The organism is Geobacillus sp. FJAT-46040 (assembly GCF_002335725.1).
GTDB classification, from domain to species: domain Bacteria; phylum Bacillota; class Bacilli; order Bacillales; family Anoxybacillaceae; genus Geobacillus; species Geobacillus thermoleovorans.
This window is the reverse complement of record NZ_NISS01000001.1, coordinates 938,835-960,816: the sequence shown is the minus strand read 5'-3', so window position 1 is coordinate 960,816 and position 21,982 is coordinate 938,835. Positions and strand designations below refer to the sequence as shown.

Genomic DNA, 21,982 nt, shown 5'->3' with positions numbered 1-21,982 from the left:
TATCGAGTCCAAAGACACCCGCCTCGTCACGGTGGGGCAGGAGCGTTATCGCGTGTATCGCTATGAGGGGGCCATCCATGGCCTCGATGACGCGGTGGTGCTGCTGGCTTGGAAGGCGGATCAGCCGATGGCGCCGGAACATCTTCATTGCATCTTGAGCACCGACCGGGAACTCGGGGACGAAGACATCTTGCGTTACTACGCCCAGCGCTGGACGATCGAGTGCTTTTTCCGGCAGGCGAAAGATCAACTGAAGCTGGATGGATACCGCGTTCGCCACATTCGGGCGGTGAAACGGTATTGGGCGGTGGTGCTGTTGGCCTGCGTGTACAGCATCGCCGAATCCCGACAAAACCTCTCCACCGGGCTGGAGCTTCTTCGGTCGCGGAAAGACCACAGCGTCGTCGAGTTCATTTATGACGCTGCGAAGCAAGATATTCCCATTGATGTGATCAAAAAACAGCTCCGTATCGCGTAAGGGGTACCCTGTTTGTCTCTCTAACCATGGAAATTATTGTAATGAAAAATGCTCATCTACAGTTAATGATATAAAAGGCATCCAGATGCAATGAATGCACTGTATCATCCAGAAAGAATGAATACAATTTGCAATGAGTGAAAATAACAGGTATATAACATTTATTTGTAAGTATGTTCTTTATGATCATAAAGTGACAAAAAGTATACTATCCGGTTATAATCAACATGGGGGTGAAACGATGGGACACGTTTGTGGCAAGACGTATAATTGTGAAAAAGAATTAACACTCGCTGTTATTGGCGGTAAATGGAAAATGCTTATTTTATGGCATCTAGGAAAAGGGGGGAAGAAGCGGTTTAGCGAACTAAAAGCCCTCATGCCTGGGATCACCCAAAGAATGCTTGTTAACCAGCTGCGGGAGCTGGAGCAAGATCAAATTGTTCATCGCGAAGTCTATCCGGTTGTTCCGCCAAAAGTGGAATATTCATTGACCGAACATGGGAAAAGTTTGATGCCAATTCTTGATGCGATGTATGAATGGGGCAAAAACTATATGGAGACGGTCGTAAAGGGGCAAGTAAAAATCAATGAAGCAACCAAGTAGAAAGCTTTCTCTGTTATGAAAGCTTCGAAAACGATCTGCGTGTATGTTATATGCACTTTTCTTTTTTTGCTGGTAAACAAAGAAATACATACATGAAAGATAATGAGGAAAGCAATAAGTTTTATAATTAGACGCGAAAAACCAACGGACAACCATCTTTATGAAAGAACCGCTGTCCGTTGGTTTTTCTGTATATGCGTTGATGACTGTTGATGGAGTCCCGAAAATGGCGTAAAAAGAAAAACGGCAAAAAAGTGCTTTTGTTTTCCAGTGATCCAAGTTCACTGGATGGAGAATGGATTTTACACAATAATGTGGACTAGGCATGGCTGTTCGAATGCGAGGAAGGTCTGGAAAAAATATTCCGAATTTCTTTTTTTATTTTTAGGTACCCGTGGTGCTAGTTGAGCGTCAGCGCTCAACCAGCCCTAGTGTGACCAAGGAATAAGCCAACAAGATGCCATCGAGTGCCACTTCAAACCCGGCCATGGAATTCGCTCGAATGTCGGTGATCCGGTATTGGTCTACGAGAATCGAAAACACCGTCTCGATGACTTTGCGTTTTTTTTGGATCCATTCTTCCCATGCCTTGGATGGGCCGTGCTTTTGATTGTGTCGAGACGGTGTCCAGAACGCGACTTGGTGTTCTTCGTACAGCTTTTCTCGAAGAGCGTGGCTGATGTACCCTTTGTCCCCAAAGTTGTAGGGATGAGGGATTTGAGTCATCACCGTTTCAGCGGCTTTGACGTCGTGGCAGGACGCTTCCGTCACGACATAGCCCATGGCCAGCCCTTGATTGGTCACTTGAAGATGCAGCTTGAAACCGTAGTACCATTGCTTTTTGGAAGCACAATACCCCATATCCGCGATCCCTCGAAATCGCTTGACGCGCTGCATTCTCACGGGATGGCACAACGGAAGAGGCAAGCTGTCGACGACCGCATAAGCATGGTGTTGGCCACGTTTCGCCAGCTCATGACGGATCCATTTGATGGCGAAACCAAGCGCCCGGCAGCGGCGGTTGTATCGGGAGCGTTCAAGAAACGAGCCGTTTGTGAACAAATTTCCCGTGACAAAACGATGCCAGGCTCGTTCGGAAGAAAAGCCCAGCAGCTTCCCCAAAAGGTGAACCGCCATGACCACTTCGTCTTCTTGCTTGACCAAGTGACGGTTGCGGCGATGAAGATACATTTGAATCAACGACAGTTGGGCAGAAACAAAACAGAAAATAGCGGCATATTGTTTTTGAAGTTTGGCTGGATCTGTAGTAAAATGAAAGTGCTCTTGCATGGGGGATCTCTCCTTTCGAATGTTGGGTGACACTTTCATTCTACTGGAGATCCGCCAGCAAGGGCTATTTTTATGCTTGATCAAGTTTATCTAGCACCACGGGTTTTAGGTATAATTTTTCACACTATGTAACACGAAAGTATCTACTTGTTAAATAGAATGATGTGCCTAATAATATCAGTATCGCCACATGAATGGGCGATACGTTGCTAGATGGATAATGAGAGAGGAGGGGTAAGAATGTATCGAAAGGAGTTTTATGTCTTTGACCAAGATCGTCCTGTTCCAGCGGTGATCCGAAATTATGAAGAAAAGGACTTTCCTGGATTAATCCGCATTCAACAGGAAAGTTTTCCTCCGCCATTCCCGTCTGAATTATGGTGGAATACGGAACAGCTGAAAAACCATGTGACACTCTTTCCAGAGGGAGCCTTATGTGTTGAGGTGAATGGTGAAATTGCGGGGTCAATGACAGGGCTTATTGTCGACTTTGACCCGAGCCATCCGGACCATACATGGGAAGAGATCACGGATCATGGATATATCCGCAACCATAACCCAAACGGGAATACGCTTTATGTCGTTGATATTGGCGTGCGCCCTGCCTACCGCAAATGGGGGCTGGGAAAATGGCTGATGCTATCCATGTATGAAGTGGTTGTTCATTTGGGACTAGAGCGGCTGTTAGGCGGAGGGAGGATGCCTGGCTATCATAAAAAAGCGCATGAGATGACAGCGGAGCAATATCTCGAAGCGGTAGTAAAAGGCAAATTGAAAGATCCTGTTATTACCTTCCTGCTTCGCTGCGGCCGCACACCTGTCAAAGTGGTGGCGAACTATTTAGAAGATGAAGAATCGTGCAATTATGCTGCACTGATGGAATGGAAAAATCCTTTTTATCGCGCAAAATCTTAAAGGAGAATGATGAAAATGGAGTATCGCAGAATTACGAGCATTGAAGACCCTTTGTTTAAGAAAATGCATCAATTGATGCAAAATGTATTTCCTCCGGAAGAAGTATTGGCATTTGATTTGTGGAAAGAGCCTCTGGAAGATCCGGGAATTCGTGTGTGCGTTGCTGTTCACGAAGGAGAGGTAGTAGGCGCAACGGAGTACCGTTATTATGAAGATTTAAATGTCGCGATGACAGATTTCACCATTATCGGCCAAGCAGGACTGGGGATCGGCCGGTTTTTAGCCAAAAAGCGGCTGGAGGATTTGCAAAATTGGGCCGCTGCAAATGGAAAGCAGTTGTATGGCATGTTCGCCGAGATTTATGATCCTTATCGGGTGAAGCATTATGAATTTGGCGGGATTAAGCCGATGGATCCATATGTTCGTCGTGAGGTATTATCTCATTTGGGATATAAGCGGCTTGACTTCCCTTATGTCCATCCATCTTGGAACAATGATGGAGAAGCCGTAACCGGGCTTGATCTTTGTTTCCTTCCGATGGACGATAGCGTGAATGAACTTCCAGCGGATCTTGTTGTGAAGTTTTTGAAACGTTATTATTCTGTCTTATCGAACAAACCAAGGGATTGGTATGAAATGATGGAAAAACTAGAGGCGAAAAACACCATACCGCTATTACCGATTTAAACCTTAATAAAAACACCATGCTTATGGAACCTTAAAAAAATTTTTCCAACTTCAGCGCGTCTTTTATCGTTTCCCTATCGAAAGCAGCAAAAATGCTATTTCGATGCTGGAAAGGGGTATGGGCCTAGAACGGGTGGCCGAACAGCGCTGTGAGGTTTGCGCGGGGCGCGGCATTGTTCTGAGGCCGCCTTTTGACAGCGTCCTTGCTGCTTTTCAAGATATCGCAGCCATGCGGCCCAAGGCGACGCCCGACTTTGACCAAGGGTATGTGACGCCCGAGACAACCGTTCGGCGGCTGGCACTGATGGCCCAACAGGGAGATCTGATGGGGCGAGACTGCCCGCCTTCTGCAGCGGGAATACCCGTTGCCGAGGGCGGGCGTTTTGTTCGCCGTTTCCTGACATCTGCATGCGGAGTTGCGTTCTTCAAGGTTTGCTGAATGACATTTGCCACCATCGCACGATTTTACCGATGGATTATGGAAGGCAACAGACTTTTGAGAGTTTTTGACGCCGCGTGCAACCATGAAAGGAGTGGTCATCGATTTTGCAAAAAGTCTTGGCACCCCCCCGCGTTCTGACTGATAACCGATTTGATTTGTAATGATCATCGAGGGAATGCTGATAGTGGGAGAGCGGCTGATGTGCACGAAGGGAATGAACGATCATGGATCGATCACAAGAATCCAATCTCCCGATTAAAAAAAGACCGCAAAGCGTTTCTTAAAGAAAGCTTTGCGACCTTTTCTCCTTTCCCCCGTGATTAAGTTGAAAATTTCGTTTAAATAGCTTAAAATTTCGAATGGTTAAAGATGTCTGCGCAACATTCCTTATACTCTATTCCAGATTGGCGTGTCTTTTGAACATGGTATTGGAGTCCAATCCTTTTTTCTCCATGCATCTTAATATGATCGCATCATAAAACAGCAAGAGGGTTTGCTCAAAAAGCGATCCCATCGGCTGTATCGTTTTGTATCCGTTATCTGACTGGCCTTTAGGCGAGCCAGGCAATTTGACCGTGATATCAGCCAATTGTCCAATGGTCGATTCAGGGAAAATGGTCACTAACGCTACGGTTGCCCCTAAGCTTTTCGCTTTTTCAGCCATGGAAAGCAGTTTTTGCGTTTTTCACGACACGTTTGATTGTGGCAAGGTCTTCAAGAAAGTTTTTGCCGACTGCTTGAAGATCATAACCTGTGTGTACGCAAATATAGTCGACTCCAAACCCATCTACTTCTTTCGCTCGTTCTTCTAAATTTTTAACCCCGATCATGTCCACCAATATTTTTTTGCCTTGTTTTTTAGCTTCTTCCACAGCACCTTTGATGGACAAATCTTCAGCAACTCCAAGTATCGTGATAATGTCGGCTCCGGCTTCGGACGCTTTCATGACTTCATATGCGGCGGCATCCATGATTTTTAAGTCTGCCAATACTTTTAAGTGAGGAAATTCTTGTTTGATTTCTTTTACAGCTCTAAGACCTTCATTAATGATAACTGGAGTGCCGATTTCTACAATATCCACATACTCCTCAACTTCTTTTTACTAATTGTTTCGCTTCTGGAATGTTTACGAGATCCAATGCTAATTGTAATTCCATGAATCCTTCACCTCTCATAAAAATTTTGCAGGTTGCATAAGCAGTATCATTTTTATGTGTTTATCTCTTACACACTGATGAGTATACTATGTATGTTTTGCCTTTAAAAGTACGCACTTTATTTTTATATAGTATCAAAAAATACACTATTGTTCATTATGTATACTATTTGGGAAAGAGGGGCTCTCCATTTCCAGACAAATTTTATTTTGAAATGGCCCAAAAATAAGAAAAGCAATATGCTATCCATTGCTTGTGGCATTAACTGAAGAACTGTTTCTTTGTCAAGCCATATGTAAAAAGGGCTATCTCATCTTTGTGAGACAGCCCTAAAACGCCGGATTTTATTTCCTGAGTTCGACAGTTTTGAGGCCATTTCAGGCAAATGAACATGGCCAAAATGCTGTGATATCGCGGTAAAGCTGGCCGTACGAAATGCCCGTCAGCTCAAGCAGTCCTTTTTTCGAGATCAATTCTTGTTCCATGAGCCGCACACCCCCTTCCTTTTGTTAATTGCAGCATAACATTGTTACGTTATAAAGAGAGGCGAAAACAACAGCGCCATACGCATGGTAAAAAACGAACCAAAGCGGTTGACAACTTGTCAGCTGGCTCATTACAATAAAACCAATTTCCGCCGATGATCAGGCGATGGACATGAGGAAAGGAGAGTCAGCAGCATGAATTCGATCTTACAAAAACAGCTAGCCACCGCAGCGAAACAAACCGAAGCGGATCTCGTTGTCAAAAACGGGAAAATCGTCAACGTGTTTACGCGCGAAATCATCGAAGGGGATCTCGCCATTGCGGAAGGGATGATCGTCGGCATCGGCCGCTATGAGGGAAGGAAAACGATCGATGCCGAAGGGCGTTATATATGCCCGGGGCTGATTGACGGACACGTGCATATCGAATCGTCGATGGTGCCCCCGAGCGAATTCGCCCGCGTCGTTCTCCCGCATGGTGTGACGACCGTCATTGCCGATCCGCACGAAATCGCCAATGTCGCTGGCGTCCGCGGCATACAATTTATGCTCGACGATGCGAAACGGACGCAGCTCGATGTGTATATGATGCTGCCGTCGTGCGTGCCCGCCACTTCGTTCGAACATGCCGGAGCCTCCTTATCCGCGGCGGAACTGGCGCCGTTTTTCAACGATGAACGCGTTCTCGGATTGGCGGAAGTGATGGACTATCCGTCATTAAGGGAACAACAACCATCGATGCTTGACAAACTGGCGCTCGCGGCAAACGCCAACCGCCTCATCGACGGCCACTTGGCCGGCCTTGATGCCAACGCCATCAACGTCTACCGAAGCGCCCGCATCCATACGGACCATGAATGCGTCACCGCCGACGAAGCGCTTGAACGTATTCGCCGCGGCATGTACGTGCTCATTCGCCAAGGATCGGTCGCCAAAGACCTCGAAAAACTTCTTCCTGCCGTCACGGAGCACAACGCGCGCCGCTTTTTGTTTTGCACGGATGACAAACATCTTGATGACTTATGGTTCGAAGGCAGCGTCGACCACAACGTGCGGCTCGCCATTCGCGCCGGGCTCGACCCGCTTCTGGCCATCCAGATGGCCACGTTAAACGCCGCCGAGTGCTACCGGTTGTCGACGAAGGGCGCTGTCGCCCCGGGGTATGACGCCGACTTTTTGTTCGTTGAGGATTTGGAAACGCTGAAAATCACCCATGTCTTCAAACAAGGGGCGCTCGTCGCCGAACATGGAAGGGCAACGCTTTCCTTCCATCCGGCATCCAGTGAAACCGAACCGAAATTGCTTCAATCCATTCGTTGCCGACCCGTCACCGAATCGGATCTTCGCATCCCGATGACGAAAGGAAACAAAGCCCATGTCATTGAGATCATCCCAAATCATTTGCATACGAACCATCTTGTCACCGAAGTCGATGTCCGCGACGGGGCCTTTTCCCCTTCGGTCGAACGGGATTTGCTGAAGCTTGTGGTCGTCGAACGCCATCGCGGCCTCGGCATCGGCCTTGGCATCGTCCGCGGTTTCGGATTCAAAGCAGGCGCCATCGCTGCTTCGATTGCGCACGATTCGCATCACACCATCGCCGTCGGCACAAACGACCGCGACCTCATCGTCGCCATTGAACAGCTCCGCCAACAACAAGGCGGGCTTGCCGTCGCCAAAGACGGAGCGGTGCTCGCTGGATTACCGCTTGAGATCGGCGGATTGATGACAAGAAAAGATTATACTGAAGTGTTAAATGGATTGAAACAGATCCATGAAGCGCTGGACTCGCTCGGCTCAAGCCATGCCTTCAACCCGTTTATCACACTGTCCTTCCTCGCCTTGCCGGTCATCCCGGAGCTCAAGCTGACCGACCAAGGGTTATTTGATGTGAACAAATGGGAATTCATTCCTATTGAAGCGGTTTAAACCCTCCTATTTGCGCTGACGCTTCGAAGCGATAAGATTTGGCGAGCACCCGCCTTACAGAAAGCTGCCACTTAAAGCCGACCCGCCAAAAAACCAAGTCCCTTCATCTCCTCCATTTATCAGCCAAGGGGATGAAGGGATTTTCTTCGCCCCGCCTATTTTTCTCTTTTTTACAGCGCCATGCGGCATTGGCATAAGCACATTCCTGCATGATTGTAAAGCAGCAACATGGTCGAAAGGAAGGTGCAAGGAAATTGATCACCATCAGCCTTTGCATGATCGTCAAAAATGAAGAAGACATCCTTGCCCGCTGCTTGGACAGCGTCCGACATCTCGTAGACGAGATCGTGATTGTGGATACAGGGTCGACCGATCGCACGAAAGAAATCGCCCGATCCTACACCGCACGAGTCATCGACTTTCCTTGGAGCGATGATTTCTCTGTGGCGAGAAATTTCTCCTTTTCCCACGCCGCAATGGACTATATTTTTTGGCTGGACGCAGACGATATCCTGCCGGCAGAAGAGCAAACAAAATTTCTCACACTGAAGCACACCCTTTCTCCTGACATCGACTCCGTCACCATGATTTACAGCCTTGCCCAAGATGAAGATGGAAAAACGATTTCCAGCGTCCGCCGCAACCGCCTCATCAAACGAGCCAACCGCTTCCGATGGCATGGGGTCGTTCACGAATATTTGGAAGTATGGGGAACCATTCTCAATAGCGACATTACCATCATTCATCAACCTACTCATCACGCTTCAGACCGAAATTTAAAAATTTACGAGAGGCAGCTAGCACAAGGAATAGAACTTTCGCCAAGAGATCTATTTTACTTTGCCAACGAATTGTTTGACCATCAACAATACGAACAAGCCATTCAGTATTACGAACAGTTTTTGCAGACAAAAAAAGGGTGGGTGGAAGATTGCATCGCCGCCTGCGGAAAGGTAGCGGATGGTTTTGATGCGCTCGGTGATGAAGAACAGGCATTGCGATATGCGTTCCGATCGTTCGAATACGATACCCCTCGGGCTGAATGCTGCTACCGGCTCGGCTATTACTTTCTTCAGCGCAAGCAATATCGGCTTGCCGCATTTTGGTACCATTTAGCCACTCAGCTCACAATGCCTTCCGACAGCTGGGGATTTGTTCATCATGCTTGTTGGACTTGGCTTTCCCACTTGCAGCTTTGTGTATGTTACTTTTACATGGGCGAGTACGAGTTAGCATACCAACATAACGAAAAAGCCAAACAATACGTTCCTCATCATCCCGCGGTTTTGCACAACGAATGTTTGCTGCAATCCATTCTCGCCGCCGAAAGCACGTTCCACCAAGCCGATGAATCGCGATGAAAGGAGGTTATGCCGCTTGTCTGACCGACGTCCTATTCGAGTAAAATGTCTTTCCCCTTTATGCGGAACATGGCCGCCGATTGTAAAAATCTATACCGGACCAACAGGACCCACGGGACCCATCGGACCTCAAGGACCTACAGGGCCGACGGGACCAGCTGGAGCAGGAGCCATCATTCCATTCGCTTCAGGAACAACGGTTGTCTTGACCGCCACTATAGCCGGGTTGGCCGACACCACAAGTTTGATCGGATTTGGAAACGCTGCTTCAAGCATCAGTTTAGTGGGAGGAACGATAAACCTTGGCGGCACATCGAATTTTTCCTTTACCATCCCGCGTTCAGGAATCATTACTGCTGTCGCAGCCAATTTTTCCGCTACAACAGGCACAGCGCTTTTAGGAACAGCTACGATCCGCGCTCAATTGTATATCGCCACTTCTCCATCCAGCAACGTATTTTCGCCTATTCCAGGCACGCTCATTACATTAACGCCATCAATCACCTTTCCCATCTCCCTAGCCCAAAACGCCAGCGGCATTGTCACAGGATAAACGTGCCTGTCAATACTGGCGACCGGCTGCTCATGGCGTTTTTCATCACCACTTCCGGCCTTTCAATCGCCGCTTCCGTCATGGGGTATGCGAGTGCAGGAGTGGCGATTAGTTAGCGCCTCACTGTGATACCAAGGATGCGCTCATTGGAGCGCTCAACTAAGGCCGCTGCAAACAAGCGGCCTTATAATCCCTCTCCGTTCAGTTGAACGCTCTCCCGCCCGCATTTCGAGGTGGGAGATTCTTGGGAACACCCGCCCCGCGGCAGGATGTCCGCCAAGCCATCCCCGTGCGTCCCACGGTTCAGCCGCCCTACAACGACAGCAGTCGAAGCCCTTCATTTAGAATATTCCGGGCAGCGTTATGGTCCCGGTCATGTTCGGCTCCGCAGGCGGGGCACACCCACTCGCGAATGCCAAGCGATTTCACCTCGACGTGCCGATGCCCGCAGCACGAGCACAATTGACTCGAGGGAAACGTGCTCGCAACACGAACCACCGTCCGCCCGTACCATATCGCTTTATACTCGAGCATGCGAAGAAAACTCCCCCACGCGGAATCGGAAATGGATTTAGCCAGCTTGCGATTCTTTTGCATGTTCCTAACACGCAAGTCCTCCACGCACACCACTTGGTTTTCGCGGATGAGGCGGGTGGACAGTTTGTGCAGGAAATCGTTCCGGCAGTTGGCGATTTTTTCATGAAGCTTGGCCACTTTCAAACGGGCTTTCTCCCAGTTCGAACCGCTTGGCTTTCGACGAGCCATCACCCGCTGCCAGTAGGCGAGCTTTTCTTCATACCGGCGCCAATACCGGGGGTGTTCGATCGTTTCGCCTGTGGAAAGCACTACGATCTGTTTCAACCCCAAATCGACGCCCACTTTCTTGTCGGTTTGGGGCAATGGGGGAATATCCGTTTCCACGAGAATGGAGACGAAATACTTCCCCGCTCGATTTCGACGAATCGTGGCGGAGAGAATGCGGCCTTCCACCTCGCGGCTTTTGGCGAACTTCACCCATCCGAGCTTGGGAAGTTTCAACCGATGGCCGTCCACTTCGATCGTAGGGCGTCCGTTCTTTGGGTAGTTGCACTGGGCGGTGTACGATTGGTTCGGGTGTTTTTTGCTTTTGAAGCGGGGAGCGTTCGCCGTTCCCTCGAAGAACCGGTCAAACGCCTCGGCCAACTGCTGCAGTGCGTTTTGCAAGGCGGTTGAATCAGGGGTTTTCAGCCCTGGAAGGGTTTTCTTCAAAGCTGTCAATCGTTTGGAACACTCGTTGTAGCCGAGTCCTTTTCCCGTGGTTTCATACGTCTCCTTCCACTCGGCCAAAAAGTGATTGTACACAAATCGGCAGCACCCAATCGTCTCGTTGAGGAGTTTTGCCTGTGTTCGGGTGGGATACAGCCGAAAGCGATAGGCTTTGTGCATAGCCCTCCCTCCTCAAAAAGAACGTTTGTTCTATTTACATCCATTGTATACTTTTTGCCCATTGGGGGCAATAGGGAGATTCGCAAAGGAAGCCCGGATTCATCCCGACTTACATTTACGGGTAAAAGCGAGATTTTCTCGGCGGAAGATGATCACAAATAAGCAGGCGGCTTCACGCGAACACCGTCGTGAACAACCGCCTGCTTTCTTCACGATTGCAACATGGAAAACACTTGCTCAACATCCTTATCCCCGCGCCCCGACAAATTCACAATGATGATTTGGTCTTTGCTTAACGTCGGCGCAAGCTTGATAGCGTACGCCACCGCATGGGCGCTCTCGAGAGCTGGGATGATTCCTTCTGTTTTAGACAGCAGTTGAAACGCCTCAAGCACTTCTTCGTTCGTGACCGTATAATACTCAGCCCGCCCGGACACTTTCAAGTAGCTATGTTCCGGACCAATGCCCGGGTAATCAAGCCCGGCGGCAATCGAGTATGTCGGCTGCGGGTTTCCATTTTCATCAAGGAGCACCAAACACTTGAATCCATGCAACACGGCCGGAACGCCCTTCGTTAGCGTCGCTGCCTTCTCCGGCTCGACACCGATGAGCCGCACGCTCGGTTCATCCAAGTAGTGGGCGAACGCCCCGATGGCGTTGCTTCCCCCGCCGACGCAGGCCACTACCGCATCCGGAAGACGTCCTCCCTTCTCTACAATCTGCCGCTTGCTCTCTTCGCTAATAACCGACTGAAAATGTTTCACCATCGACGGGTACGGATGCGGACCAACCGCCGAACCAAGCAAGTAAAATGTAGTCTTATAGTTTTGCACAAGATCGTTCAGCGCCTCGTCCACGGCATCCTTCAATCGTCCTTGACCTTTCGAGACCGACACGACTTTCGCCCCTAACAGCTCCATGCGGAACACATTAAGCGCCTGGCGCTTCGTATCTTCTTCTCCCATATAAATGGTACAATCGATGCCAAACATGGCGCATGCGGTAGCGGTCGCCACCCCGTGCTGGCCTGCGCCTGTCTCCGCAATGACCCGCTTCGCGCCCATCCGCTTCGCCAATAAAATTTGCCCGATCACGTTGTTGATTTTATGCGAACCGGTATGGTTTAAATCCTCACGCTTCAAATAAATCTTCGCCCCGCCGAGCCGCTCCGTCAACCGCGCCGCAAACGTCAGCGGACTCTCACGGCCGACATACTCCCGCAAATAGGTTCGAAACTCCTCATTGAATTCCGGGTCATCTTTATATTTCAGAAACTGCTCTTCCAAGTAGTCAAGCACTTCCTGCAGTTCAGGCGGAACAAAGCTGCCACCAAACTCACCAAAATACCCTCTTCTTTCCTGCACTACGCTCATCGCTCATCTCTCCTCTGCTTTCTAAAAGTCATAACATCAGCATAAACCGTTTTGGCAAGCAAGTCAATAAATAATTTATATTTTTCAAACATTTAAATAAATAGACTTCCGAATCTATCCACGATGGCGAAACGGTGTTTCATCCAACGACCGCTGCCCATGCCGCGATATTGTTGGATTTTTGGACTTCATGTTGCATGTGTAACTATTCAGCCACATCATAAAGTGAGCTGAATATTTTCTTCTTTCCTTGTCTATGATGTGAATATTGATAGACAAGGAGGTGAATCGCATGTTGACGGTACAACAAGCTGTATTTACAGTTGAGAGCTTAATCGGCAAAGTTCAACAACAAAAACAGCTCATTCATCAACTCATTCAAGAAAATGAACATTTGCGTCACGAAAACAAACAACTACGCAAAGAAAATGAACAACTGAAGTACCGTGTTCAAGAGCTGGAAGCACGCACGAAAAAAAACAGCTCCAATAGCCATTTGCCCCCATCTTCTGACCGTTTTGAGAAAAAGCGTTCCTCCCGCGAGCCGTCTGGCAAAAAGCCTGGTGGGCAAGAGGGACATGAGGGGAAGACGCTCCGTCAAGTGGAACATCCACATCATCGTGTCGTCCACCGTGTGCATACGTGTCAAGGATGTGGAGCTTCTTTGCGTGAAGTCAAACCGTTCAAAGTCGATATCCGTCAAGTGTTTGATGTCCCTCCTGTGGCGATCGAGGTGACACAACATGAACGTGAAGTGAAATCGTGTCCACATTGTCGATGCGTGCAACAAGCCGAATTCCCATCCCATGTCACGAATCATGTGCAATACGGTCCACGGCTCACGGCGCTCGTTGTTTATTTACATCATATCCAATTGATCCCGTACAAGCGTTTAAGTGATACAATCGAAGCGTTATATCAACACTCGATTAGTACGGGAACTCTTGCCAATATGGTGAAACGAGGACGCGAATCGTTGGAATCAAATATGGACATCATCGAAGACGCCTTACTTGAATCCAACATCCTGCATGTCGATGAAACGAGTTTGCGCATCAATGGGAAACTCGCATGGGTGCATGTCGCGTGTACATCGAGATATACATACTTGGCTCCTCACGCTTCTCGTGGAAAAAAAGCGACCGATGATATCGGGATTCTTCCCCGATATGAAGGGACGATGATGCACGATGCGTTCGGTACGTATCCGAAATACACACATGCCACCCATGCCCTTTGTCATGCCCACCATTAGCGAGAGTGAAAAGGATTCATCGAACAGGGGCATACGTGGGCGATGCGCATGACCACGTTTCTGTTAGCCGCCAAGCAAGCCGTCGAAGCCCATCACGGTGCACTTTCCGAAGAAGAAGCGAGACGGTGGGAACGAGTGTATGATCGCATCCTAGAAAGAGCACAACACCGATTAGAAACGATGACGCCTCTTCCGAAAAAAGCACTCGCTTTTGTTCGACGCCTTCAAAAACGAAAGGAAGAAGCGCTGCGTTTCTTACGTGAAGTACATGTTCCCTTTGATAACAACCAAGCCGAACGCGATCTTCGCATGGTCAAAGTCAAAGAGAACATTTCGGGTACGTTTCGCGAAGAAACATTCTCGCAGTCGGTTTGCATCGCAAGAAGCATCGTTTCCACACTGACGAAACACGAAAACAACGTGTGGGATTCGTTATGTCTTCTGTTGGCAGGCGAAACGATCGATCGAGTTCTTTCCGCTACCTAGGGCATTTTCTATGACCGAAATGCCCTATTTGTGCTGGGCTTTTTTATACACTAGCACTGGGGTGAATAGTTACGTTGCATGTATATATAAATGTCAAACCTTCAAATTGAATCTATATAATCAATAGTTTAAAATAATATAATAGATCCCTTTTGCATTACCGATGATTATCGAACAACACGAGTGTTGATTATCCAAAATTATACATACACCTTCCATAAATTTGGGCATACTCAAACAAAGCAGCGGCCATCCCGGATTTCCAATCGAGAGGAAGCTGCCCAGAGAAAAAACGGCGAACGAACGAAATGAAGGAAAGAGAGACGTTCGTCTGTTTTTTGGTTTGATCATACAGCCATCGCAGCAACACATACGCGATGAACGCCGCAAACAGTTGGTTGTATACCGCATTTTCCGTCGTGCCAAACAAGGTTGGGACATTCAGATATTGCTTTACCCAGCGGAAAAAGACTTCAACGGTCCAACGTTGTTGGTACATGTCGGCAATGGTTTCCGCAGACGCATGGAAGAGATTCGTCACGACCCGAATGTCGCGGCCATTCGCATCTCGAAAGATCACCACCCGGTGACGCTTGGTGGAGCGGCATTGTTTCGTCCCCAACTGGCACGTGAAGTCGGCTTGAACCGATGAGGATGTGCTGGAAAGGCGTTTCAAGCTTTTTTTCTGATGAAGTTCGATGTTGTCCTTCATTCGAATGACAAAGAGCTGATGCTGCTCCACAAATCGATCGAGGCGTTCGATTTTGACATACGCCCGGTCTTCCACCAGCACTTGTTGAGCGTTCGTCAACTGTTCTCCCACTGGGCCATCGTGACGCAGTCCGGTCGTTTCCACCACGTCTGCCGGCAGCGAGGATTCCGGCGAATACGCGACGTGCAGCTTCACTCCGGCGCGTTCGCCGTGATACGGAGCCCATGGGAGGCGGTTTTTCCCGACCGTGACGGTCGTCGAATCCACCACCCGAAGCGGTTTGGGAAACCGAAGCGAACGGCGGGTTTGGCGGTTGCACTTGGAAATGATCAACGCCAACAAGCGTTTCATGATGTCATAGGGAACTTCTTTCGCTTTCTTGGATACTGTGGAATAATGGAATCGCGGCAATCCATACAGAGGCCCCACATCGGCTCCGTGGCGAAAGCTTTTCCATTGATGCATGGCGGCCAGCAGGAAGAAGTGAATCCACTCGCGCAACGTAAAGGTTCGAGACGAATCACGATCCCCAACCGCTTCGGCAATCCGTTGAATCTCTTCATCCGAAACAAGTTTTTGCATCAAATTCGGGAGTGTGGTATGCTTGTTCATAGAGAGCACCTCTTGGGTTTGTTTGTGTCGTTACTCACATTCTACAGGAAAGGTGCTCTTTTTTCTATACCCTTTGGATTTTATTGGATAATCAACACGCCTGATAGCGTGTGATTCTTTCTTAATCTTATATTGTGTCAGAAGAGAAGTGTTCTTTGTTTGTGAACTTACGATAAAAGCAAGGGGGTTGAATATGCCTACGATTAAGGATGTGGCGCGATTAGCAGGTGTCACCGTAACAACCGTATCTCGTGTATTGAATAATCGTGGATATATTAGCGATGCAACCCGCAAAAAAGTATATCAGGCAATGGAAGAATTAAACTATCAACCAAATGAAATTGCCAGATCTTTGCATCGCCGACAATCAAAGTTAATAGGACTCATTATTCCAACTGTATCTCATCCGTTTTTCGGGGAATTATCGGGTTTCATTGAATATTATGCCCATTTAATGGGATATAAAGTGCTAATTTGCAATTCATTGCTCGATCGAAAAAAAGAAAAAGAGTATATCGAGATGCTCAAAAGCAATCGGGTAGACGGCATTATTATGGGGAGCCATACGCTAGAAGTGGAAGAATATATGAACTTAAATTATCCGATCGTCACATTTGATCGGCGCATTAGTGAAGAAATTCCTTATATTTCCTCTGATAACTACGGTGGGGGGAAGTTGGCCACCCATTTGCTCATTCAAAAAGGATGCAAAAAAATTGCTCATATAAGCGGGAATTTACAGCTTCAATTGCTTGCCAATAAACGCTCACAAGCATTTATCGAATTAAGTAAAGAACATGGGATTGAATCGGTGATTGTTGAAACGGACCTGAATGTTTTTGACATCACTCAATACGAAGCGATGATTCGAAATTTGTTAGAAAAACACCCCGATATCGATGGTGTTTTTGCGAGTAGTGATGTCATGGCGGCCTATTTTATTCAAATCGGTTATTTCTTGAATAGACGGATTCCTGAACATATTAAAATTGTTGGATACGATGATATTAAGCTTGCTTCGTTATTTGTTCCGCCACTCACGACCATTCGTCAACCGATTGAAGAGATGGCGAAATGTGCGGTTGAATTGATTGTGAAGCAAGTAAACGAAGAGCCGTTTGAACGTGAGAATGTGTTTCCGGTAGAGTTGATCGAACGGTTGACGACGTGATGATGTAGGGAAGGTGTTGAAAGTGATAAACGTTTCAACACCTTTTTTGTAAGGTAAGAAAGTATAAAATGTTACAATTAGGTGGGGAGCTGTCTAGCTCCAAGCGCCATCGGTGTGATGCGATCCGCCCCTTCTTTCGGCGGCAACACATGGAGAAACTTCAGTGATTTTGCCCACGCAGAACCAAGCCGTGCTTGGTTCGAGCGCTCCTCGGTGGGGCTTGTGCGATCTTCGCCGATAGGCGGGCGCTTTGCGCTTTTCTTACAATATATCAATCGTTTAACATTTTTTATGTCAAACGATTGACATATTGAAACCGCTTTAATATAATCACGGTAGAAGTACAAATATTTTTAAAAAGAGGGGGAACTAATTTGAGCAAACTAAAAATGATGTCAGCCGCAGTATTATCTTTATCCTTACTGTTGGCAGGATGTGGGAATTCCGCGAAGGAAAGTCAACAGTCTGAACAAAAGAAAACAAGTAGTTCAGAAGTGAAAATTACGTTTTTGAATTCGAAAGGTGAAATTCAAGCACAGCTTGAAGAAGCAGCAAAAGAATTTAGCAAAGAAAATCCTGGAATAACATTAGAAGTAATCCCAGCTGCTGCAGGCCAGTCCCCATTTGAAAAGGTAACATCGATGTATGCATCTGGAAATGCACCGACAATTGCAATGGTGGATCCAGGTGATGTGAAAAAATTTGCCGATAAGGCGCTTGATTTATCAAAAGAAAAATGGGTGAATGATGCTATTGATGGTAGTTTAGATGATGCGAAGACAGAAGATGGAAAGATTCTTGCCTTCCCGTTTGCGGTTGAAGGATATGGTTTAATTTATAACAAAGCCGTTCTTGATAAAGCAGTAGGCGGAAACTTTGACCCTGCTTCGATTAAAACGAGAAAAGACTTGGCAGAATTAATCAAAAAAATTCAAAAAACAGGAGTAGCTTCCAATTTGTTATCTCCAATGGATTGGTCGTTAGGGGCTCATTATTTAACAATTGGTTATAGCGTACAATCAAATAAGTTTGAAGAAGTGGAAGCGTTTTTAACAAACCTTAAAGAAGGAAAAGAAGATTTGACGAAAAACGAAAAATTAAACGGGCTATTAGATACGTTTGATTTATTAAAAGAAAATAACATTAATAAGAAAGATCCGATGTCAGGAACGTATGAGCAAGGACCGGAGTTATTAGGAAAAGGAAAAGTCGGTCTTTGGTTTATGGGGAACTGGGCATGGCCGCAAATTAAAGAGTTTGATACAACAAACGGCAACTACGGTTTCTTGCCAGTGCCAATTAGCGATAATCCAGATGACTATGGTAACTCGCAAATCTCTGTTGGTGTAACGAAGCGCTTGATCATTGACAAAGAGCAAAACTCCCCTGAACAACAAGCAGCAGCGAAAAAGTTTTTAGAGTGGCTAGTATATAATGAAAAAGGGCAAGACTTTTTAGTCAATAAGGCGAGCATCATCCCAGCGTTCAAAAATATTACATTAGAGCCGCAAGATCCATTAGCAAAATCGATTAAAGCGTATATGAACAATAATAAAACGCTTCGATCGATGGTTACGCTTCCACCTGACCATTGGTCTCAAGTTGGTGCGTTCATGCAGCAATATTTAGACAATAAAATCGATCGAAAACAATTGTTGAAGCAAATTGAAGGTTACTGGAAATCACAACAATAATAGAGTTTTAGTTTATGTGGAATAACGGGTGTAGCCGTTATTCCACAACTTTTAGCAAGGAGATGACGATGAATGTCCAGTCAAAAATTTTTTGATAAATTGAAAATTCAGCTGTTATTCTCAGGACCCACATTGTTCGCTTTTTTTACCGTTGTTATTCTACCATTTTTATATGGAATTTATTTGACCTTCACTAACTGGGACGGAGTTTCGACAAGTCACTCGTTTGTTGGGATGAAGAACTATTTAGCGGTATTAGATGACACCGCGTTTTGGACATCGTTGTATAAAACGATGAAATATGTTCTACTAACGGTTATTTTGATTAATGTCGTCGGGTTTTTTTTGGCGTATATGTTGACAACAGAAATTCGTGGAAAAAATTTATTTCGAGCGGGCTTCTTTACACCTAACTTAATAGGAGGCATTATACTCGGATTTCTTTGGCAGTTCATTTTCTCGAACGTACTTGTTTACATTGGCGAGCATTTTAAAATCGGCATTTTCTCCTCTTCGTGGTTGGCAGATCCGGACAAAGCGTTTTGGACGCTTGTCATTGTGACAACTTGGCAATATTCTGGCTACATGATGGTCATTTATATAGCGGGATTAATGAATATCCCTAAAGAATTGTTAGAAGCAGCAAGCATTGACGGTGCGAACGCGTTTGTTCGGTTGCGGAAGATTATTTTGCCGCTGATGGTTCCATCGTTTATTGTTTGCGTGTTTTTATCTCTTCAAAGAGGGTTTATGGTGTATGATTTAAATATTGCGTTAACGAATGGAGGTCCGTATAAGAGCACACAGCTCGTGTCGATGTATGTGTATCAAAAAGCATTTTTATCACAAAAGTACGGAGAGGGACAAGCAGAGGCGTTTGTTTTGTTTCTCATTGTAGCCATCGTTACACTGATTCAAGTGTATGTGAGCAAGAAGCGGGAGGTTGAAGCGTGATGAACGTATCGAAGGCCTTAACGAAGATGGTGCGATATATCGTTTTAGTTATTTTTTTCTGTTTATATATTCTTCCATTCATATTAGTGTTGCTTAATTCTTTAAAGGAGCGAACGGAGATCATTTCCAATCCATTGTCCATACCTAAATCGATCAATTTTGCGAACTATTTAAGTGCCATGGAAAAGATGAATTTTGCGAATAGCTTTATGAATTCGTTGATCATTACAGTGTTTAGTGTAGCGTTGATTACGATTTTTTCAGCGATGACTGCTTATGTTTTTGTCCGTATTCAAAGTAAGTTGAATAAGTTTTTGTTTTTCTTAATGGTCGCTTCCATGATCATTCCTTTCCAAGCGATTATGATCCCGCTTGTCCAAATTTATGGATCGATTGGCTTTTTAAATAGCAAGTGGGCATTGATTTATATGTATATCGGGTTCGGTGCATCGTTAGCTGTTTTTATTTATCATGGATTAATTAAGAGCATTCCACTAGAATTAGAAGAGGCGGCGATGATTGATGGGGCATCACGCTTGCAAATCTTTTTTCAAGTTGTGTTTCCGCTGTTGAAGCCGACCACCATGACGATTGTGATTTTAAATGTTCTTTGGATTTGGAATGACTTTTTATTACCGTCCCTTGTTTTAATTAAGCCGGAAGAGCGGACATTGCCACTGTCTACGTTCTACTTTTTTGGGACATATTCTATCGATTACGGATTATTAATGGCTGGGTTAGTAGTGACGATCATTCCAGTGATCATTGTTTACCTGTTTACCCAAAGATACATTATTCAAGGGGTTATGAATGGTTCAATTAAATGATGTAGAAAGGTTGGTTGCATTGTCTAGACATGAGGAAATGGTAAAGGAAGCAGAAACACGAGTACAACGAACAAAAGAAAAAATGGACGGCACGTATCGGTTAGCATACCATATTATGGCACCGGTTCACTGGATGAACGACCCAAATGGACTCATTCAATGGAACGGGGAATACCATGTGTTCTATCAGTTTCATCCGGATAGTCCAAAGTGGGGGCCGATGCATTGGGGGCATGTGAAAAGTAAAGACCTTGTGCATTGGGAGCGTGTACCGATTGCGCTTGCGCCGAGCGAAGAATATGATCAAGGCGGCTGCTTCTCGGGAAGCGCGGTGAATGATAATGGAGTTCTCACACTTATTTACACCGGAAATGTTTGGCTGAATGAGGAGCAAACGGAATTGAAGCAATATCAATGTTTAGCGACAAGCAAAGACGGCATTCATTTTGAAAAAGACCCGGCCAATCCGGTACTTTCCGAGCCTCCGTTTGACTGCCAAGGTCATATTCGCGATCCAAAAGTGTGGAAACGTGGCGACGATTGGTATATGGTGCTCGGTACAAGAGAGGGGAATAACGGAAAAGTCGTTTTATACAAGTCGAAAGATCTGCGTCAGTGGGAATATGTCAACATCCTTGCACAGAGCGATGGTAGCTTAGGATATATGTGGGAGTGCCCAGATGTTTTTCATTTGAATGGAAAAGATGTATTGTTGTTTTCTCCGCAAGGCATCGAACCAGATGGCGATCGCTTTCAAAATCTCCATCAAACGGGCTACGTTGTCGGAACGCTTGATTATGAAACAGGAAAACTCGTGCATGGAGCGTTTGAAGAGCTTGATAAAGGATTTGATTTTTACGCAGCGCAAACGTTTGAAGATGAACGAGGACGACGAATTTTGTTCGGCTGGATGGATATGTGGGAGTCGTTTATGCCGACGCAAGAACACGGGTGGGCCGGAGCGTTAACCATTCCGCGTCTTTTGGAATTGACAGATGATGAGAAACTTTTGATGAAGCCGGTGCCGGAATTGCAGTTACTACGGGAAGATCACGTGCAGATGGAATCGATTTCAATTCGAGAAGGTACATATACGTTACCTGTGAAAGGCGACCGTTTAGAGTTGCTCGTCCGCTTTTCGTTAGCTGATTTTCAAGGGAACGCATTTGGTGTGAAAGTGCGTTGTGCGGAAGACGGAAGCGAAGAAACGGTTTTCTGCTATGATGTGAAAGACCGTACGGTGACGTTTGACAGAAACCGTTCTGGCCAAGGAGAGGGCGGCATTCGTCGAGCGGTGCTAGATGGACAGTTAGGAGATGTCATTACGTTTCATTTCTTTATCGATCGCTCATCTGTCGAACTATTTGTCAACGACGGTCGACTTGTCATGACGGGAAGAATATATCCTTCTGAAACGAGCCAAGGTATCGAACTATTTGCAGAAGGCGGGGATATTACGGTTTGTTCTATCGATGCATGGAAATTGAAAGATATTTGGGATGAACGGTAAGAGGCGGTTTTCTCTGCCTCTTTTTATCATGAACGGTGATTGTCCTCACATGAAAGGA

Annotated in this window: 17 protein-coding genes and 4 pseudogenes; 14 read left to right on the top strand and 7 right to left on the bottom strand. The window is 46.4% G+C overall.

The window, feature by feature from the left end; translation table 11 throughout:
• Both CD000_RS05190 and hxlR read left to right on the top strand, forming a co-directional pair.
• On the top strand, positions 1 to 478 hold a 478-nt coding region (locus CD000_RS05190; RefSeq protein ID WP_143425275.1), incomplete at its 5' end, for a transposase.
• Positions 479 to 719: 241 nt separating this feature from the next.
• On the top strand, positions 720 to 1,085 hold the full coding sequence (hxlR, locus tag CD000_RS05185; protein WP_055358499.1) for a transcriptional activator HxlR: 366 nt from the start codon (positions 720 to 722) through the stop codon (positions 1,083 to 1,085).
• Positions 1,086 to 1,496: 411 nt separating this feature from the next.
• Here hxlR and CD000_RS05180 read toward each other — a convergent pair whose 3' ends face one another.
• A complete protein-coding gene (locus CD000_RS05180; RefSeq protein ID WP_014195983.1) occupies positions 1,497 to 2,375 on the bottom strand; it encodes an IS982-like element ISGsp1 family transposase in 879 nt (292 codons plus the stop codon).
• Between the two features lie 240 nt (positions 2,376 to 2,615).
• Here CD000_RS05180 and CD000_RS05175 point away from each other — a divergent pair, with 240 nt between their 5' ends.
• From CD000_RS05175 to CD000_RS19035, 3 genes are all read left to right on the top strand, one after another.
• A complete protein-coding gene (locus CD000_RS05175; protein ID WP_015375151.1) occupies positions 2,616 to 3,290 on the top strand; it encodes a GNAT family N-acetyltransferase in 675 nt (224 codons plus the stop codon).
• A gap of 15 nt (positions 3,291 to 3,305) precedes the next feature.
• Positions 3,306 to 3,977 (top strand): GNAT family N-acetyltransferase, encoded by a 672-nt coding sequence (locus CD000_RS05170; RefSeq protein ID WP_033015477.1) that lies wholly within the window; start codon positions 3,306 to 3,308, stop codon positions 3,975 to 3,977.
• Positions 3,978 to 4,080: 103 nt separating this feature from the next.
• Positions 4,081 to 4,416 carry a bis-aminopropyl spermidine synthase family protein gene (locus CD000_RS19035; RefSeq protein WP_081106643.1) on the top strand — a complete coding sequence of 112 codons (336 nt, stop codon included), beginning with the start codon at positions 4,081 to 4,083 and terminating at the stop codon, positions 4,414 to 4,416.
• Between the two features lie 397 nt (positions 4,417 to 4,813).
• Here the strand turns inward: CD000_RS19035 and CD000_RS05160 are convergent.
• From CD000_RS05160 to CD000_RS05150, 3 pseudogenes are all read right to left on the bottom strand, one after another.
• Positions 4,814 to 5,104, bottom strand: a pseudogene (locus tag CD000_RS05160) (phosphoheptose isomerase family protein); the annotation flags it as partial.
• A pseudogene (gene hxlA / locus CD000_RS05155) lies at positions 5,079 to 5,577 on the bottom strand (3-hexulose-6-phosphate synthase); the annotation flags it as partial. The pseudogenes CD000_RS05160 and hxlA, both read right to left, overlap by 26 nt.
• 413 nt (positions 5,578 to 5,990) lie before the next feature.
• Positions 5,991 to 6,062: pseudogene (locus tag CD000_RS05150) on the bottom strand (DUF4004 family protein); the annotation flags it as partial.
• A gap of 195 nt (positions 6,063 to 6,257) precedes the next feature.
• Here CD000_RS05150 and ade point away from each other — a divergent pair.
• From ade to CD000_RS19470, 3 genes are all read left to right on the top strand, one after another.
• The gene (gene ade, locus CD000_RS05145) at positions 6,258 to 7,991 is read left to right on the top strand and encodes an adenine deaminase (RefSeq protein WP_096225037.1); all 1,734 of its coding nucleotides are present in this window, start codon (positions 6,258 to 6,260) and stop codon (positions 7,989 to 7,991) included.
• A 254-nt stretch (positions 7,992 to 8,245) separates the two neighbouring features.
• Positions 8,246 to 9,352: a glycosyltransferase gene (locus CD000_RS05140; protein WP_198962487.1), complete on the top strand. Its 1,107-nt coding sequence runs from the start codon at positions 8,246 to 8,248 to the stop codon at positions 9,350 to 9,352.
• Between the two features lie 16 nt (positions 9,353 to 9,368).
• Positions 9,369 to 9,905 carry an exosporium glycoprotein BclB-related protein gene (locus tag CD000_RS19470; protein WP_304441549.1) on the top strand — a complete coding sequence of 179 codons (537 nt, stop codon included), beginning with the start codon at positions 9,369 to 9,371 and terminating at the stop codon, positions 9,903 to 9,905.
• A gap of 312 nt (positions 9,906 to 10,217) precedes the next feature.
• On the opposite strand, the gene tnpB is transcribed toward CD000_RS19470, so the two are convergent.
• Both tnpB and trpB read right to left on the bottom strand, forming a co-directional pair.
• Positions 10,218 to 11,330: an IS200/IS605 family element RNA-guided endonuclease TnpB gene (gene tnpB / locus CD000_RS05130; RefSeq protein WP_096225035.1), complete on the bottom strand. Its 1,113-nt coding sequence runs from the start codon at positions 11,328 to 11,330 to the stop codon at positions 10,218 to 10,220.
• 209 nt (positions 11,331 to 11,539) lie between these two features.
• Complete coding sequence (gene trpB / locus CD000_RS05125; RefSeq protein ID WP_096225034.1) at positions 11,540 to 12,703, bottom strand: tryptophan synthase subunit beta; 1,164 nt, start codon at positions 12,701 to 12,703, stop codon at positions 11,540 to 11,542.
• Positions 12,704 to 12,995: 292 nt separating this feature from the next.
• Here trpB and CD000_RS05120 point away from each other — a divergent pair.
• Positions 12,996 to 14,444 (top strand): annotated as a pseudogene (locus CD000_RS05120) (IS66-like element ISBst12 family transposase).
• A gap of 190 nt (positions 14,445 to 14,634) precedes the next feature.
• Here the strand turns inward: CD000_RS05120 and CD000_RS05115 are convergent.
• A complete protein-coding gene (locus CD000_RS05115; RefSeq protein ID WP_096225033.1) occupies positions 14,635 to 15,768 on the bottom strand; it encodes an IS4 family transposase in 1,134 nt (377 codons plus the stop codon).
• A 193-nt stretch (positions 15,769 to 15,961) separates the two neighbouring features.
• Here CD000_RS05115 and CD000_RS05110 point away from each other — a divergent pair, with 193 nt between their 5' ends.
• From CD000_RS05110 to CD000_RS05090, 5 genes are all read left to right on the top strand, one after another.
• Positions 15,962 to 16,939, top strand: a complete 978-nt coding sequence (locus CD000_RS05110; protein ID WP_096225032.1) for a LacI family DNA-binding transcriptional regulator — start codon at positions 15,962 to 15,964, stop codon at positions 16,937 to 16,939.
• A 374-nt stretch (positions 16,940 to 17,313) separates the two neighbouring features.
• Positions 17,314 to 18,633, top strand: coding sequence for an ABC transporter substrate-binding protein (locus tag CD000_RS05105; RefSeq protein WP_233130401.1), 1,320 nt, complete (start codon positions 17,314 to 17,316; stop codon positions 18,631 to 18,633).
• Between the two features lie 72 nt (positions 18,634 to 18,705).
• Positions 18,706 to 19,587, top strand: coding sequence for a carbohydrate ABC transporter permease (locus CD000_RS05100; RefSeq protein ID WP_096225031.1), 882 nt, complete (start codon positions 18,706 to 18,708; stop codon positions 19,585 to 19,587).
• A complete protein-coding gene (locus CD000_RS05095) occupies positions 19,587 to 20,414 on the top strand; it encodes a carbohydrate ABC transporter permease (RefSeq protein ID WP_096225030.1) in 828 nt (275 codons plus the stop codon). Before CD000_RS05100 ends, CD000_RS05095 begins: the two co-directional genes overlap by 1 nt.
• Before the next feature lie 37 nt (positions 20,415 to 20,451).
• On the top strand, positions 20,452 to 21,924 hold the full coding sequence (locus CD000_RS05090; protein ID WP_369806591.1) for a glycoside hydrolase family 32 protein: 1,473 nt from the start codon (positions 20,452 to 20,454) through the stop codon (positions 21,922 to 21,924).
• The last annotated feature ends 58 nt before the right edge of the window (positions 21,925 to 21,982 follow it).